At 40.8% G+C, this 16,797-nt stretch carries 14 protein-coding genes; 9 read left to right on the forward strand and 5 right to left on the reverse strand.

The window, feature by feature from the left end; all coding sequences use genetic code 11:
* Window positions 1-12: 12 nt before the first annotated feature.
* Window positions 13-1,944, forward strand: coding sequence for a DMT family transporter (locus V7L01_RS27795; protein WP_335040558.1), 1,932 nt, complete (start codon window positions 13-15; stop codon window positions 1,942-1,944).
* A 38-nt stretch (window positions 1,945-1,982) separates the two neighbouring features.
* On the opposite strand, the gene V7L01_RS27800 is transcribed toward V7L01_RS27795, so the two are convergent.
* The gene (locus V7L01_RS27800; protein WP_335040848.1) at window positions 1,983-3,524 is read right to left on the reverse strand and encodes an ArnT family glycosyltransferase; all 1,542 of its coding nucleotides are present in this window, start codon (window positions 3,522-3,524) and stop codon (window positions 1,983-1,985) included.
* A gap of 272 nt (window positions 3,525-3,796) precedes the next feature.
* Between V7L01_RS27800 and V7L01_RS27805 the strand changes: the two genes are divergently transcribed.
* Window positions 3,797-5,020, forward strand: a complete 1,224-nt coding sequence (locus V7L01_RS27805) for a DNA cytosine methyltransferase (RefSeq protein WP_335040560.1) — start codon at window positions 3,797-3,799, stop codon at window positions 5,018-5,020.
* On the forward strand, window positions 4,993-5,970 hold the full coding sequence (locus tag V7L01_RS27810) for a Bpu10I family restriction endonuclease (RefSeq protein ID WP_335040562.1): 978 nt from the start codon (window positions 4,993-4,995) through the stop codon (window positions 5,968-5,970). Before V7L01_RS27805 ends, V7L01_RS27810 begins: the two co-directional genes overlap by 28 nt.
* Window positions 5,971-6,024: 54 nt before the next feature.
* On the opposite strand, the gene V7L01_RS27815 is transcribed toward V7L01_RS27810, so the two are convergent.
* Complete coding sequence (locus V7L01_RS27815) at window positions 6,025-6,390, reverse strand: clan AA aspartic protease (protein ID WP_335040564.1); 366 nt, start codon at window positions 6,388-6,390, stop codon at window positions 6,025-6,027.
* The gene (locus tag V7L01_RS27820; protein WP_335040566.1) at window positions 6,387-6,659 is read right to left on the reverse strand and encodes a hypothetical protein; all 273 of its coding nucleotides are present in this window, start codon (window positions 6,657-6,659) and stop codon (window positions 6,387-6,389) included. The genes V7L01_RS27815 and V7L01_RS27820 overlap by 4 nt, the downstream gene beginning before the upstream one ends.
* Before the next feature lie 690 nt (window positions 6,660-7,349).
* Here V7L01_RS27820 and V7L01_RS27825 point away from each other — a divergent pair.
* The 3 genes from V7L01_RS27825 (at window position 7,350) to V7L01_RS27835 (ending at window position 9,730) form a co-directional block, all read left to right on the forward strand.
* Window positions 7,350-8,420, forward strand: a complete 1,071-nt coding sequence (locus V7L01_RS27825; protein ID WP_335040568.1) for a reverse transcriptase domain-containing protein — start codon at window positions 7,350-7,352, stop codon at window positions 8,418-8,420.
* Window positions 8,421-8,446: 26 nt separating this feature from the next.
* Window positions 8,447-8,983, forward strand: a complete 537-nt coding sequence (locus V7L01_RS27830) for a hypothetical protein (protein ID WP_335040570.1) — start codon at window positions 8,447-8,449, stop codon at window positions 8,981-8,983.
* A gap of 78 nt (window positions 8,984-9,061) precedes the next feature.
* Complete coding sequence (locus tag V7L01_RS27835) at window positions 9,062-9,730, forward strand: RNA recognition motif domain-containing protein (RefSeq protein WP_335040572.1); 669 nt, start codon at window positions 9,062-9,064, stop codon at window positions 9,728-9,730.
* A gap of 162 nt (window positions 9,731-9,892) precedes the next feature.
* Here the strand turns inward: V7L01_RS27835 and V7L01_RS27840 are convergent, their stop codons facing one another.
* Window positions 9,893-12,361 (reverse strand): ATP-dependent Clp protease ATP-binding subunit, encoded by a 2,469-nt coding sequence (locus V7L01_RS27840; protein ID WP_069071487.1) that lies wholly within the window; start codon window positions 12,359-12,361, stop codon window positions 9,893-9,895.
* A 517-nt stretch (window positions 12,362-12,878) separates the two neighbouring features.
* On the reverse strand, window positions 12,879-13,430 hold the full coding sequence (gene rimI / locus V7L01_RS27845) for a ribosomal protein S18-alanine N-acetyltransferase (protein ID WP_335040574.1): 552 nt from the start codon (window positions 13,428-13,430) through the stop codon (window positions 12,879-12,881).
* Window positions 13,431-13,522: 92 nt separating this feature from the next.
* Between rimI and lysA the strand changes: the two genes are divergently transcribed.
* The 3 genes from lysA (at window position 13,523) to V7L01_RS27860 (ending at window position 16,691) form a co-directional block, all read left to right on the forward strand.
* Entirely contained in the window at window positions 13,523-14,920 is a 1,398-nt protein-coding gene (lysA, locus tag V7L01_RS27850; RefSeq protein ID WP_335040576.1) for a diaminopimelate decarboxylase, read from the forward strand.
* Between the two features lie 101 nt (window positions 14,921-15,021).
* Entirely contained in the window at window positions 15,022-15,945 is a 924-nt protein-coding gene (cdaA, locus tag V7L01_RS27855) for a diadenylate cyclase CdaA (protein ID WP_335040578.1), read from the forward strand.
* Window positions 15,942-16,691, forward strand: coding sequence for an isoprenyl transferase (locus tag V7L01_RS27860; protein ID WP_335040580.1), 750 nt, complete (start codon window positions 15,942-15,944; stop codon window positions 16,689-16,691). Before cdaA ends, V7L01_RS27860 begins: the two co-directional genes overlap by 4 nt.
* Window positions 16,692-16,797: the final 106 nt, after the last annotated feature.

The raw sequence follows: 16,797 nt of genomic DNA on the forward strand, positions 1-16,797 counted from the left end.
TTAAATTCCCTAATGAATGTAACCAATCAAACGAAGATAGCGATCGCTTCATTATTTCTAGGTGTAGGTGCCATATCTTTTGGCTCTATTTTTATGAAATTGAGCGAAGTTGAACTCAGCCCCAGTGCTACTGTATTTAATCGCTTTTGGCTTGCTAGCGTGGTCTTCTTGCTCTGGCATGGCTACAAGGCAATACGACAGCGATTTTCCTTAGACAAACCTGTAGAACAACAGCCATACACCACTCAGGATCTTTGCCTATTGCTAGGCGCTGGTATTCTTTGGGCTGCCACTTTAGTTTTTTTGGCTTGGTCGCTGACTCAAACTAGCGTTGCGATTTCTAGTGTATTGCATAATCTCGCCCCCATATTTACTAGCTTAGGCGTATGGCTGTTATTTCGTCAGGGTTTTGAGAGCCAATTCCTGATTGGGATGGTCATCGCACTTGGGGGAGCGATCGCCATTGAATTTGAGGAACTACAAATCGCCACAGACGAAGTTCAAGGAAGCTTTGCTGCGATCGTTTCTGCGATTTTCTTGGGTGCATACTTGCTGATCGTAGAAAAATTACGAACTAAATTTTCTCCGGTTACAATCCAGTTGTGGATCTGTGCGATCGCTTCTTTAGTTATCTTCCCCATACTTTTGTTTACTCAAGATCGGGTTTTCCCCTCTACAGTCAGTGGGTGGCTTTGGGTCATTTCCCTAGCCCTGATTTGCCAAGTTTTAGGTCATGGGCTTTTAACCTATAGCCTTGCCAGATTTTCCTCTGTAGTTGTCTCCTTGGTGCATCTGTTAGAGCCAGTATTTAGCGGCATTTTCGCTCTTGTAATATTTTCCGAAGAATTAACTTTCTCAAATTGGGCAGGTTTTGCTGTAGTTTTAATGGGTTTATACTTAGCCATATCTAGCCAGGCTGCTGTTACTTACCCGTTCCAGAAATCAGTTAAAAATATAGTTAACACTTTCGTTAAAAGTATGACGTTAAAACTGTCATTACTAAAGCAACAATTCTCCGATACACCAGCTTTATTAGGAACAGTCTCATTATTATTTGCCCTAATTCCCATATCTTTAGCACCATCTCTGACCAAATTATGTCAACAAGAAATTGGTGCAAATGCTGTAGTATTTCATCGCAGTTGGATTGCTACAGTTGTCTTTGGGTTGTGGAATGGAATTGAGGCTTTCCGCTACCAACAGTCCGACAACCAATCTATAGAACAAAAGCCTTTTACGACACAAGAAGTGTGGCTATTGTTAGCAATGGGAACAGCTGCTGGAACTTATCTCCTCTTGTGGGCTTGGTCGCTGAGTCAAACTAGCGTTGCCAACGTAGCTTTACTGTCTAATTTGAACTCCTTATTTGTTGCTTTGGCTGGGTATCTGTTATTCGGTCGGCGCTTTGATAACAGATTCGTTATTGGTCTGGTCATAGCTTTGGGGGGAGCGATCGCCTTTGAACTCAATAAGGTGCAATTTGCAACTGACCAAATACTGGGTGATGCATTAGCATTGCTAACTGCGGTTTTCATGGCTACGTGTATGCTGTTGATAGAACGACTCCGAACCCGATTTAGCACCGCAACTATAATGCTGTGGCGTTGTGGAGTGACAACAATGCTTCTACTACCCGTCCTCCCATTCCTCGAAAATCGACTATTCCCCTATTCCTGGACAGGTTGGTTTTTCATAATTTTCCAAGCTCTTTTTTGCCAAGTGTTGGGTCAGGGACTTTTGGCTTATAGCCTCAGCAGAATCTCTTCAGGCGTTGTCGCCGTCACCCTTCTCCTCGAACCAGTCTTGGCATCCATTTTTGCGTGGTTCATTTTTTCAGAACAAGTCGGTTTGTTTGACTGGGCGACTTTTGCCGTAGTCTTGGTGGGTATCTATCTAGCCCAATCTAGTCAATCCATTGTTCAAGTAACCAACGAAGGATCGTAGTATCATGACTGAAAATAAAGAGTTACCACATCATTAACTTATGGTGAAATCAGTGTAAAACCTTCAGACGATCCGATTATTTTACTACCAGTTAAATTGATTTGCTGTAAAGCTATATTATCTAGCAGCAAATAAGATTTATTAGATAACATTTTTTGTAAAAGTGGCGTACTTGCAGCAGTTACCTTGCAATCGCTATAAAAGTCTAAACTAGGACGGCCATAAGCAAAAGAAGTATAAATTTGTGTTCCTGGTGAAACGTTTGCTCGAATTAAGCCCGCTACTGGTTTAACTGGAAAAGCTTCCTTTAATTCCCAAATCCATGATTGCGAACTCATCAGCAGTGCTAAAACTAAGTACATCCCAGAAAATAACACTGGAATAAAGTTGCGATCGCGCTGTTTTATTAGCCAAGCTGTGATGCCCATACTTACTGCCAAAACAACACTCATCACTATTAAAACAGGCTCTTTCTTTGCAAGAATAAAGTAAACACAACCTCCTAAACCAGCAATAGCAATAATAGCGATAAATATTGTCCAACTTCGCACTCGAAAATGACCGTGTTGCCAAATTTCGCTAAGTTTAGCACCAATTGCCAAAGCTAAAAATGGATATACAGGCATAACATACCACGGGAGCTTAGTTCTCATTAAAGAGATAGTTACTAAGTAAAGAATTGTACCAATAATAATTAGGCATCCCCAGGAAGTATGACGTTTTTTCCAAGCTAGATAAAAACCTCCCGGTAAAAATAATAGCCAAGGAAAACTATACTTAATTATCTCAATTAAATAGTACCAGGGAGGCCCGCTATGACCTTCAACAGCTTGGGCAACGCGAGCAAAGGTTTGTGCTTGAAAATTCACTTGGAAGAAATTTTGGCCATAATGTTGCCATTGAGCAGCAAACCAAGCGATCGCTGGCGCATTTCCTAAAAACATTCCCGCTAATAAATAGGGGCTTGTTAACAAAGCAAATTGCCGATCTGCAATCAGGAATAAACAAGCGATCGCTCCTAGCGGCAAAACCATCATCCCTTTAGTTAAAGTTATTAACCCTAGACAGAATCCCACACCGAGAGCATACCGACGATTCTGACGTGCTTTTAGCAAACAAAACAACAACAGCAAGAAAAAGGTAATAGTTGCACCATCTAGCATTGCTAGCCGTCCGTGACGCACTACAGGCAGCATCGTCAGGTAAACTAAAGCGGCAAATAGAGCTGGTAAACTTTCGTTAAAAAGCAAACATCCCACTAAGTAAAGTAAAGGTACTCCCAAAGCAGTTAACACTGCACCTGGTAGACGTGTTGTCCACTCATTCACCCCTCCGATAGAGTAAGTCCAAGCAATTAGTAAGTGCATTAGTGGTGGCTTATTATGATAAGGTTCACCTCCCAAAGTAGGGTAAAGCCAACGCATTGAACCAAGTGGGGCACGCCAAATTTCACGGGCAACCTGTGCCACAGTCCCTTCATCCCAATCTCGTAAAGGGGAGTTCCCTAAAAATATCAGCCATAAAACTAGAGATATTACCAGTAGGCTAAATAACCATTCTTTTTCTCGGAATAGACGCATATTTAAAATCGGGATAATCATCTCAAAGGCTGTAAGGCGATATTTTACCCCAGATTCTGCAATGGGAGTTTGGTTACTTTTGTAAAAGGGCGTTTATATGGTGCGATCGCTCAAAATGCCAGAATACTAAAAATTACTTATTAGCCAGGATACTTTGACTAAAACAACTATGTGGTAGGTTGACAAAGCGATACAAGCGTATGATCTTAGAGTGTTTAGAAGGTAAACCAGATGAGTAACCACATTAAGAGTCTATGCTAACAGCACGACCTATGACTATTGATTTGTTTGCTGGGGCTGGCGGTTTTGGTCTAGGTTTTGAGATGGCAGGTTTCTCTATTCCTTTATCCGTTGAGATTGATACCTGGGCTTGTGATACACTGCGCTATAACCGCCCGAATATGACAGTTATTCAACAGGATATCCGTAATTTAAACACTGCAAGTAGCGTTAAAGATATCTGTCACTTCAAACCTGATGTTGTTATTGGTGGCCCTCCATGTCAAGGCTTTAGTATTGCCGGGCCAGCACAAAAAGATCCTAAAGACCCTAGAAATAGTCTATTCATTCACTTTGCTGAGTGGATATGTTTTCTCGAACCTAAAGCTTTTGTAATGGAAAATGTTAAAGGTTTACTTTCGCGCAAAAATATTGAAGGTAGAAAAGTAACAGATATCATTAAAGAAACTTTTGAAAATCTCGGATATTTTGTAGAACTCTGGTCATTAAATGCTGCTGAATATGGTGTACCACAAATTAGGGAGCGAATTTTTATTGTTGGAAATAAAACAGGAAAAGAGTTAGGTATTCCTCCAAAAACACATTCCTTAGATTTCTTGCATCTTAATAGCTCTCAATTATCAATATTTGCCTGCATGGGTTTACTTCCTGCCATAAGCTTGTGGGATGCTATATCAGACTTACCATCACTGAATGCATGTGAGGGTGAAGAGGAACAACTTTACATTTCAGAACCTTTGAATAACTATCAAAGCTGGATTAGAAATGGCAGTAAAACACTTTACAATCATGTTGCAATGGATCATTCCCAGAGACTTGTAGAACGCTTTAAACATATTAAATGGGGTGAATCAAGTTCAGACGCACCAAAAGAACATGGGGCTAGACGCCGTAGTGGAAATGGTGAGTTATCTGAAATAAGTTATGACCAAAATAACCGACGTTTAAATCCATATAAACCATCACATACAATAGCAGCTTCGTTTTACGCTAATTTTCTTCATCCTTTCCAGCATCGCAATTTGACAGCCCGTGAAGGGGCACGTCTTCAATCTTTTCCTGACACTTATCGTTTTCTAGGGAAGAAGACTGTTGTATCTCACAAATTATTACATCGGGAAGAGAGATTTGATGAGAAGTTTCTTTGCCAGTACAATCAGGTAGGTAATGCTGTACCACCTATTCTTGCTAAAGCGATCGCACTTCATCTTCAAGAGAAATTAGAGCTATGCCCAAAAGCGATAGGAACCCTTTAGTTCACGGCTCTAATCTTGAACAAAAGGAGAATCACCGTACAAAATACAGAGATGTTAATAGTAAAAAATATCTCACTGAAATTAGAACTGAGTATGATAATTGGCGTTCTGCTAATCTTGAATTAGTTGGGCCGACATTAACACCTACCGTTCAAGATGACGCAATTATTGCTACTAGGGTAGAATTTCTATCAAAATATAAGGATTTTTTAGATCAGCAGCACTATGCTGAGAAGTTTGATTCTCGGTCAAACCTTCACTCTAGCGTGCTGGAGGAATTTCTCTATTATCTGTTTAAAGATTTAGTCAGAGACTTTGGAGAAAATGCTCTCATCGGCAAATCACATACGTTCAAAGATATTTTCTTTGTGCCGCCAAAATACTCTGAGATGCTGAAGCGACCGTATGCACGTATTGAAAAGAAAGATCATGACTTTGTAATTGGAGCCACTATTCAAGTATCATTTGAAGCAGCAACCCCACCGGAGAAAGATGAAAATCCTGGTGAAATACTTTCACTTCTTAAAGAGGAACCGGAAAATTACTCTGAAGTTACAGTTACAGGAAACACCGAAACGCACATTTTCGATATTCCAGTTGTTGCAATTGAATGTAAGACATATCTCGATAAAACTATGCTCGAAGGTTCATCACGAGCAGCAGAGGACTTAAAGGCAAGAAATCCAAATAGTTTATATGTCGTACTTATGGAGTGGATTAAGCTGACAAGTGATGTCAATCTTCGGAAGTACAAGGTTGACCAAATTTACGTACTACGTCAGCAAAAAAACACTGATCGAGAATTTAGATATGAAGAAAAATATGTTAAAAATTCAATTAATCCAGTTGTCGTTCAACACCTATTCCATAAAGTGCGAAAGCATCTGAAAATGGACTGGACTGGCGGAATTGAAAACGGTATAGAGCGTGGGTGGCTAATTGACGAGTAGCGATTGACCTATTCACCATGCTGTTGATAGAAAATTAAGATATCGAGAAAGCAACTACAATTCATCAATTGTTACTAAACCGCCCTCGATAAACTGTATGACAAGTTCATGCTCATCAAGTAAAGCAGTTCCTAATAGAGGTAGCCGTCCTGTAGCAAGTACATTCACTTCCCGTTCTTCTCCATTCCAAATAATGTTAGCTTGATGTACTGGCAAGATTACATTACTATTGTCAGCTAAATTTGCATACATATCATACACAAAAGGAAAACCCAATAGACTAACTGCTACTGGAGGGAGAGAAAGAAACTCTGTAAAACCTGTATCGATAACAAATTCAATGGTAAAGTCTGGTTGATTGGGCAGTCGAAATATGATACTAACGGTTGCGCGTCCGTTCTTGACAATACCAGAAATCACCGATAATCGCGCTCCATCTCACCACTGAAGGAAACAGCGACTTTATAACCAATGCGAATACCAAAAAGTCGAGCAAATGGGTGTTTATTACGTAAATATCGTGCCGATTCTAAGCCTGTTTTATCAATTGCATATTCACCTGTTTCTATATCGATAATCACCATTTTACCGATGTTTTCTTCTAGCTCTACTTGTTGACGAATGCTATTTTCGTATAATTCTTTCGCACGTCGTGCAACTTCTTCGCGGCTTAAAAGTATGGCTTGCACGCTCTTACTCCTTAATTCTTGATTTATATTAATTCTATATCTAATACATAATTATCTGCGATCGCCCGTTCCACCCACCTACTTCAATGTTATTACTCTAGTCTTTTAACGCTCAATACAGCTATATCCTGTCGGCGCTTGTGACACGACGATTAATTCCACTCATGATTAAGGGTTAAGTTTTTTGTACTTCTAGTATTTACACTGAAAACAGCTAAATTCCATAATTACGATAAAAACAAAAGTTTACATAAATTGGTCTGAGGGACAAAATCCAACGCTACCAATGGGATTTGTTGGATTTTTATTATTATTCAGCCCGATATACCACTAATTTAGTCATTTTCACGCAATACTTTAAGACAATTTGCCTGTAAGATTACCTAAAGATAAGTCTGAATCAGTTGTAAGCAATGATTCCTTAGACAAACCACTTCGATCACTTGCGGGAATAGGTATTGATTTCCGTTGTTGATCCTGCGACGGTGTATTTCACGGTCAGCTTTACGAGCTTTTTAGCCTTCTAAATTGCTGCTTGCTCCTTATCCGAATAGGCGAGAATACACCCGCAAGTGATATTTTTTATTTACAATCGTAGAAATTAGCATGATATCTATGTGAATGCTAAATCTAAATATGGTGGTTACATCACTCAAAGGATAGTTGATTACGGATAACTCAAGGGAGAAAGTGAAAAAAAACTCTCAGTTACTTCTTACAGATAGCCCCGAATCTTTACGAGATAAATTTTACTCTCTCAAACAGCCAATGGATATAGCTGACCTTTTAGAGGTTTCCTATCCTCGGCTTGTTTATCATATATATCTTGTTGAAACTGACAAACGTTATAAAACTTTTGAGATTCCTAAAAAGTCTGGTGGTATTCGTCAGATATCAACTCCGATAACTGCACTTAAAATTATTCAGACAAAACTTAATCAAGTATTACAAACAGTCTATGAGATAAAACCATCAGTGCATGGGTTTGTGATGGGGAAAAATATTGTAACTAATGCTCAAGCTCATACTAAAAAACGCTATGTTCTAAATCTTGATTTAACTGATTTTTTTCCGTCGATTAATTTTGGTCGAGTCCGGGGTATGTTTATGGCTACACCCTATGGTTTACATCCAGATGTAGCAACTGTTTTAGCACAGATTTGTTGTCATAACAATCAGTTACCTCAAGGTGCGCCAAGTTCACCCATCGTGACTAATATGATTTGTGCCAAGATGGATAGTCAATTGCAACGTTTAGCTAAAGAGTACAAAGCAACTTATACAAGGTATGCAGATGATATTACTTTCTCAACAACTTTACCTAAGTTCCCTGAAGAATTAGCATATAAAGTTGCTGAAGAAGATGTAGATAAAATTTTGATTGGTAATAAATTACTATCAATTATTAATGAGAACGGATTTGAGGTAAATGAGCAGAAAATCAGACTGCAAAGCAGAGGTAATCATCAAGCAGTAACAGGATTAACAACAAATCAGTTTCCTAATGTTGACCGCAATTATGTGCGTCATATTCGCGCTATGCTACATGCTTGGTCTAAATTCGGACTAGAAGCTGCTGAAGAAGAGTATTTAACCAAATATGAAGCTAAAAGTAGATTACCTACAAAAGACAAACCAACTTTTCAGCAAGTACTTCGAGGCAAGATAGAGTTTATTTCTATGGTTAAAGGAAAAGATGACCCAATATATAGAAAATATATAAAGCAATATAAAAATCTGGTTAGCTTTAGCCAGACATAACTAAGCAATTAAGGAAAAGTGCTTTTATGATGGAAGGAGATTTGTTTAAAGAAATTGAAAATCTCAAAGAGAAACTTAACGATTTAGAAAATTATATCAAAGTTAATGATTATGAATCATATAAGCGAGTTCAGCAATATATGTCAATAATTCCATATTTTGCTTTGGATTATCTTAAGAAGAATGAATGGCTGAGAAAACAACTTGAATTTGACTATAGAATGATGGTCAGAGCTAGGATTGATGATGATTTTTTAGAGTTTTGTAGATATGCCAATTTTCAAATTGAATTGATGATTGATGTGTTTATAAAAGCTCAAGAAGAAAGAGGTGATATTACTATAGAAAGAGGAAATTTTGGTGAAATTAAGTTAATTATAAATAAAAATCAAAAAAATTACGAAGGTACAAATTTGGCAAAACTAGAGTTTTGTTTAGACTCAATAGGATATAATAAACCTCCTATGAAAGAAATTATTAGGAAAATTATGAGATTAAGGAATATTGCTAGTCATAGAGATGCTATATACGAGAATATCGTATCTCGGATTAATAATTCATAGTTAATGCCTATATTAGTAAAATTAAAATTACTGCTGAATTTACTTTTAATTTTTTATCTATTTTATAGAGCAAAGGCAATGGCAATTAATATATTTTTAGCAAGTTGGGCAATTGCAGATAAAGAAGATAATTTACTAGAAAATGATTTAAGTGAAATATTTAATAAGAATGGTATTACAGTAAAAGAAATAAAATTAAATAATAGTGAAAAGGGTAAATGGGTTAATCTTGAAATAGAAAATCTAGATGATGAGGAGCAAGTAGTCCAAAAAATCAGAGAAATTACATATAATAAACTAACACTTCAACCAAAAATATCTCATGATATTATTATCGCAAATTTACCTGAATGTACCGAGGAAGATATTAAACAAAAATGTGAAAAGATTGATAAATGTATGAGGGTAAACATTAAGAAGGTAAAGATTAAGGAGGGCACAAGGAATAAATTTGCCTATGTCACACTAGACAGTCTAGAGGTTGCACAGAATTTAGTGACAAATCTTAATAACCAAATTTGGAATGGTAACGAACTTCAAGTAAAGTTCAGTCAAAAATATCCAAATAAACAAATAGGAAAAAATAATTTAGAATTGCAAGAAACTATAGATAAAGTACCAGTCAAAGCTGATCTAAGTTCCCTGAAAGATTTTTATAAAAGTAGTGACTACGATCTAGTTACTCAAAATTTGAAAATTTTTATAGCTGAAATATGTCAAAATTTAAACAACCCTCCATCGAATTAAAATTAAATAACTATTAAAACAGCATAGTAAGAAAATAGGTACCAAAAAGAGTGAAATGAAATGTAATCCTCAATTCTACACTCCACACAAAAACGGTAGAGTAATAAATACTCTACCGTTTTCTAATTTTTTATTTGAGATTTAAATCCCAAACTCTAAATCTTACTCAACACCTTGGGGTAACAATTCCCGACGCTGTTGAGAACTAACTTGCACAATGCCATTTTCATCCACATCAACAAGGGCTGTATCGCCATCCTTAATGCGACCAGACAGAATTTCTTCTGCTAGGCTATCTTCTAACAGGCGCATAATTGCCCGACGTAATGGCCTTGCGCCGTAGCTGGGACTGTAACCTTCTTGAATCAAACGATCCTTGAAGCGGTCTGTGACTTCTAGGGTGATACCCTTTTCGGTCAGACGACCAAATACTTCCTTGAGCATAATTTCGGCGATTTGGGTCACTTCCGGCTTGTTCAACTGACGGAAGACGATAATTTCATCGAGTCGGTTGAGGAACTCTGGACGGAAGTACTGCTTGAGTTCTTCGTTCACCAAAGAGCGAATCCGGTTGTAAGTTGACTCGCTGGCATCTTCGGAGAATTCAAAGCCGATACCGCTACCGCCTTTTTCAATTACCTTAGAACCAATATTGGAAGTTAAAATCAGCAAGGTGTTCTTGAAGTCTACCGTGCGACCTTTTGCATCAGTTAACCGACCGTCTTCCAAAATTTGCAGCAGCATGTTGAAGACATCGGGGTGTGCTTTTTCGATTTCGTCGAACAACACCACCGTGTAAGGACGCCGCCGCACGGCTTCAGTCAGCTGACCACCTTCGTTATAGCCAACATAACCTGGAGGGGAACCAATCAGCTTGCTGACGGTGTGACGCTCCATGTATTCGGACATATCTAAGCGGATCATCGCTTCTTCGGAACCGAAGAAGTAAGCAGCTAAGGATTTCGCCAACTCGGTTTTACCTACACCAGTAGGCCCAGAGAAGACAAAGCTAGCAATGGGTCGATTGGGATTCTTCAAACCGACACGAGCGCGGCGAATTGCCCGTGAAACTGCCTTCACAGCTTCGTCTTGACCAATTAAACGCTGGTGCAAGGTGTCTTCCATGTGCAGCAGCTTTTCAGATTCAGATTCGGTGAGTTTGTTCACCGGTACCCCAGTCCAGGAAGCGACAATATGGGCAATGTCTTCTTCTGTAACTACAGGTTCTTCACCTTCTGTGCCAGTTGCATTGGTCTTGCTTTGAGCGATCGCCCGGATTTCGGCTTTGATTTCCATTTCGCGATCGCGCAATTCCCCAGCTTTGTCAAAGTCTTGAGAGCGCACTGCGTCATCTTTTTCTTTTAATATCTGACGCAGTTCTTTGTCTAACTCTTTGGCTGCGGGTGGCAGTTGGGAGTTAATCAAGCGCACTCTAGAACCAGCTTCATCAACTAAGTCGATGGCTTTATCTGGGAGGAAGCGATCGCTAATGTAACGGTCTGACAATTTCGCCGCCGCTACCAATGCTTCGTCGGAGATTTTCAGTTTGTGGTGTTGCTCGTAGCGTTCGCGCAAACCATATAAAATTTCAATTGTTTCATCAACTGTAGGTTCGCCAACCATCACTGGCTGGAAACGCCGCTCTAGTGCTGCATCTCGCTCGATGTGCTTCCGGTATTCATCTAGGGTTGTAGCACCGATACACTGCAACTCACCTCTAGCCAAAGCTGGCTTGAGGATATTCGCTGCGTCAATCGCACCTTCGGCTGCACCCGCACCAATTAAGGTGTGTACCTCATCAATCACGAGAATGACATTACCCGCCGAGCGGATTTCATCCATGATTTTTTTCAAGCGTTCTTCAAATTCACCCCGGTACTTGGTTCCTGCTACGAGCAAACCAATATCCAAGGTGACGACGCGTTTATCTTCGAGGATGTCAGGGACATCTTTGGTGGCAATGCGTGAAGCTAAACCTTCAGCGATCGCTGTTTTGCCAACTCCTGGTTCCCCAATCAGCACTGGGTTATTTTTGGTTCGGCGACCCAATATCTGGATCACTCGCTCAATTTCCTTAGCGCGTCCCACCACTGGATCGAGCTTATTATCTATTGCCATCTGGGTGAGGTTGGAGCCAAATTCATCCAGAGTCGGGGTTTTTGTGCGCCCGGATGAACCGCCTGGTGAAACTTCGGCAGTTTCTCCCAACATCCGGATGACTTGGGTTCTTACCTTAGATAGATCCACACCGAGGTTTTCTAGCACCCTGGCTGCGACGCCTTCCCCTTCGCGGATTAGGCCCAACAGCAGATGCTCGGTGCCAATGTAGTTATGCCCCAGTTGGCGTGCTTCCTCCAAGGAGAGTTCTAAAACTCGCTTCGCCCGTGGCGTAAACGGAATTTCCACGGCAACGAAGCCCGATCCCCGTCCTATAATTTTTTCAACTTCAATTCGGGCATCTTTGAGATTGACGCCCATTGATTTCAGCACCTTTGCAGCCACCCCAGTGCCTTCGCCAATCAGACCCAAGAGGATCTGCTCGGTTCCGACAAAGTTGTGACCTAAACGGCGGGCCTCTTCTTGGGCCAGCATGATTACCTTAATGGCTTTTTCAGTGAAGCGCTCAAACATGGCTTTATCCCATCATCTGCGGTCGTGCCGGTATGCTGATTTTAGCACAGGCAAAGCTTTTGGATGCCTGTATAACAGATTATAGACATCCTGAAGCTATGACTTTAGTTGATGGGCTAATTGTTAACTATTGACTACTCTTATCTTGCTAGTGTACTGAGGAGCTTTAGTTCACCAGCGTTTTTGGGATTTATTACAAATAGCTGACTGCTTAGATTAAGGGTTTCTTGACTCAATCCCAAACATTTATATTTAACATGTATATTTCTTAATATCAAGCAAAAATATTTTATATAACATTTACTCATGAAGTATGTTTTTTAGATAAAATATTTAAATAAAAATTAGCGCAGCAAAGCCGCATTTTTTTGCTGAGGCCGATCGCAAGCCCCAATCAGGGACTGAATAAATAAAAAAATACTCAACTACTGATTGTGGGGTGGACATCTCGATCCACCCCACAAGATGGGAAAATTTATTTGTTGGAAGTTCCTAATTTTAATTTAATAATGCCCAACTACTTAAAAAGCAAGTGCCAAGAGGATTTATGCAGGCGATCGCTGATGGTAGAATACCACTGGTCTAAAGTTGCTTGAAATTTGGGGTGTTGTAAATCTGGGAGCCAAAGGATTAGGGCGTCCTCATCGTTATCTTGGTAGTAACGCCGACGCCGCCCAGCGGTTTTGAAGCCAAATTTTTCATATAAAGAGATGGCTCCCAAGTTGGAAGCTCGCACTTCGAGGGTAGCCCGCTCCATTTTGCGAGCGCAAGCTGTCTTGATGAGTGAATATAATAAAGCTTGTCCCAAACCTTGACGGTGATATTCGGGATGAACTGCCAAAATTGTAATGTGGGCTTCCTCTAAAATTGACCAAAAGCAACCCATTCCCAGCAGTCTCGAATTAGAGACAGGGGAAAATAAACCCAGTAAATCGCTGTTGGGACTGTCCAACTCTCGTTGGTAGCCCTCCATTGTCCACAGACCGCCAAAACAGGCTCGATCCAGTTCCAACAATGCACTTAGATGCTCTGGAGTCAGTAATTTAATTTCTAAGTCTAATGAAATCACATTTATTGAATAACGTTACAAACCCTTTGTAAACTGGGAATCGGGAGACGAACTCAAAGCCCGTAATTTGAACAAGGAAAACTTTTATAGTTATGGTATCGACTCACCCCACAGGGGTTCAACATTCTGGAAGTCAATATTTACCTCAAAGTCGCGACACGAACACAAATCCATCGCCTAATCAAGAACTTTTACCCTTGACTGCCAGAGTTCATAGTCATGACCTCCTGGAAATTGGTGGGTGTGATGTCACAACCCTAGTTGAGCAGTTTGGTTCACCTTTATATATTTTAGATGAAGAAACCCTACGTTCGGCTTGTCAGCAATACCGAGATGCTTTCAAGCAATACTACAAGGGCGAATCTCAAGTATTGTATGCCTCAAAAGCTTGGAATTGTTTAGCTGTTTGTGCGATCGTAGCCTCTGAAGGTTTGGGAATCGATGTAGTTTCTGGGGGCGAACTTTACACCGCCTTGCAAGCGGGTGTTAGTCCCGATAAAATTTACCTTCACGGAAATAATAAATCTCGTGAAGAATTAATTTTAGCGATCGAGTCTGGTGTTACCGTTGTGGCGGATAACTGGTATGAGTTGCGTACCCTTGTGGAAATTGCCCAACCCGGTCAAGCAATCCGCATTATGCTACGGCTTACCCCCGGTATTGAGTGTCATACCCACGAATATATTCGCACGGGACACTTAGATAGCAAATTCGGCTTTGATCCCAATGATTTAGATGAAGTTTTTACCTTTGTCAGTCAACAACCTGCCCTGAATTGCGTAGGAGTACACGCTCATATTGGTTCCCAAATTTTTGAGCGCCAACCGCATCAAGATTTGGCCGCTGTCATGGTGCAGTGGCTGCGGGATGCCGGGAAGTATGGTTTAAATATTACAGAGTTAAATGTTGGTGGCGGTTTAGGGATTAAATACACAGAATCAGACGATCCCCCTAGTATTGAAGAGTGGGTGAAGGCGATTTGTGAAGTAATCCAAGCAGCTTGTGCAGCCGAAAATCTGCCCTTGCCGAAATTACTTAGCGAACCAGGGCGATCGCTAATTGCCACAGCTTGCGTCACTGCCTATACTATTGGATCATCCAAAGTTATCCCAGAAATTCGTACCTACGTAGCGATTGATGGGGGAATGTCCGATAATCCCCGCCCGATTACTTACCAATCAGTTTATCGGGCAGTAGTTGCCAACAAAATGTCTTCACCTTTAACCCAAACAGTCACAATTGCTGGTAAACATTGTGAATCAGGAGATATTCTGATTAAGAATGCAGTACTCCCAAAGACTGAACCAGGAGATATTCTCGTAGTTATGGGAACTGGTGCGTACAATTACAGTATGGCATCTAACTACAACCGCTTGCCCCGACCGGCAGCAGTTGTTGTGGCGAATGGCGAAGCAAATTTAATTTTGCAACGTGAAACTTATCAAGACTTAATTCGACAAGATAGCCTACCAGAAAGGCTAAAGAAATAGTCATTTGTCCTTGGTCATTGGTCATTAGCCAGGAACTAATGACTAATGACTAATGACTAATGACTAAATGTAATTAGAGGCAAAAGTGTAATCCAGATGTCATGAGAGATTGGTGGAAGCAATGGCTGACAAACCTAGGATGGTCACAGTCCTTGCTACTTGGGACTCTGGATATTGTGTTAGTGCTAGCGCTGACTTACATGATACTGGTTATTATTAGTGAGCGCCGAACACTGTGGATGGTGCGGGGATTCATTATCTTAATGCTAGCCTCAGCACTAAGTGGCAGATTAGGGCTTCCTCTGCTAAGTTTTGTACTGGAAAAGTTGGTGATTGGTTGTGCTGTGGCGATGGCAGTTGCTCTACAGTCAGAGTTTCGACGGTTTTTGGAGCAATTGGGGCGTGGCGAATTCCGCCAGTTGTTTCAACCAGATCGGCTGGCAATGCCCAAATCTGATAGTGTAATTGATGAAATTGTTGAGGCTGTTAAAGAATTGTCAAAAAACCGCATTGGAGCTTTACTAATTGTGGAAACCACAGGGCCAATTGATGAGCGAGATTTTTCTGTGCCAGGAGTAAAGCTAAATGCGGAGGTTTCTAAAGAACTAATCCAGACAATTTTTCAGCCGAAAACTTTGTTACACGATGGAGCGACACTGATTCGTGGCTCACGGATTGTGTCATCAGGTATAATTTTACCACTTTCGGGACGCACAGCCTCGCGCCAGTTGGGAACACGCCACCGGGCGGCAATGGGAATTACTGAGCGGGTCGAAAATTGCATTTGTGTTGTTGTGTCTGAAGAAACGGGTTCTATTTCCTTAGCGGAACGGGGAACCCTAAATAGACCGCTGACGAATAGGAAGCTGAAAGAGTCATTAGAGGCTCTTTTATCCCCAACTGTGGATAGGGAAGCTGTTGCTCCTGGTCTGTTGAGTTTTGTTCGTCGGATAAGTGGGAAGACACTAGCACTGGTTTCACGTTTACTCAGATTACCATCGACCGCTTCTCGAGATAAAAAATGACAGCACAACAAACTAAACTGCAAGATTTGCCTACTGATTTAAAACGAGAACTATTGCCCCAGCACGTTGCGGTGATTATGGATGGCAATGGTCGATGGGCTAAACGTCAGGGTCTACCCCGAATTATGGGTCATAAGCGAGGAGTAGATGCTCTCAAGGATTTACTGCGCTGTTGTCAAGATTGGGGAATTCAGGCGCTGACAGCTTATGCTTTCTCGACAGAGAACTGGAAAAGACCGCAGGAAGAAGTGGATTTTTTGATGACTCTGTTTCAAAGAGTTTTGCGTCAAGAACTGCGGGAAATGATCGAAGAGAATGTTCAAATTAGGTTTGTAGGAAATTTGCAAGACCTGCCGCGATCGCTCCAACAAGAAATATCCCGTTCAATGGAAGAAACGAAGGATAATCGTGGTATCCGGTTTTCAGTAGCAACTAATTATGGCGGACGGCAAGAAATTTTACAAGCTTGCCAGGCGATCGCAAAACAAGTCCAGCAAGGGGTGCTACAACCCGATGAAATTAATGAACATGTGTTTGAGAGCCACTTGTACACAGCTGGAATTACTGACCCAGATTTATTAATTCGCACCAGTGGAGAAATGCGCCTCTCAAATTTTCTGCTCTGGCAAATGGCTTATGGAGAAATTTACATCACCGATGCTCTCTGGCCCGATTTTGACCGGGCTGAGTTTCACCGCGCCTTGTGTGCTTACCAGCAACGGGAGCGGCGGTTTGGGAAAGTCTAAAATAGTTCGCTTTAATTCACTTGCGATCGCATTCAGCAGCCATAAGGCGATAGTGTTGGGAGCGATCGCTATCGACTTTGGTCTAAATTTACAGTAATTGTACTTA

Origin of the sequence: Nostoc sp., assembly GCF_036917095.1 — a bacterium.
Classification (GTDB): Bacteria; Cyanobacteriota; Cyanobacteriia; order Cyanobacteriales; family Nostocaceae; genus Nostoc.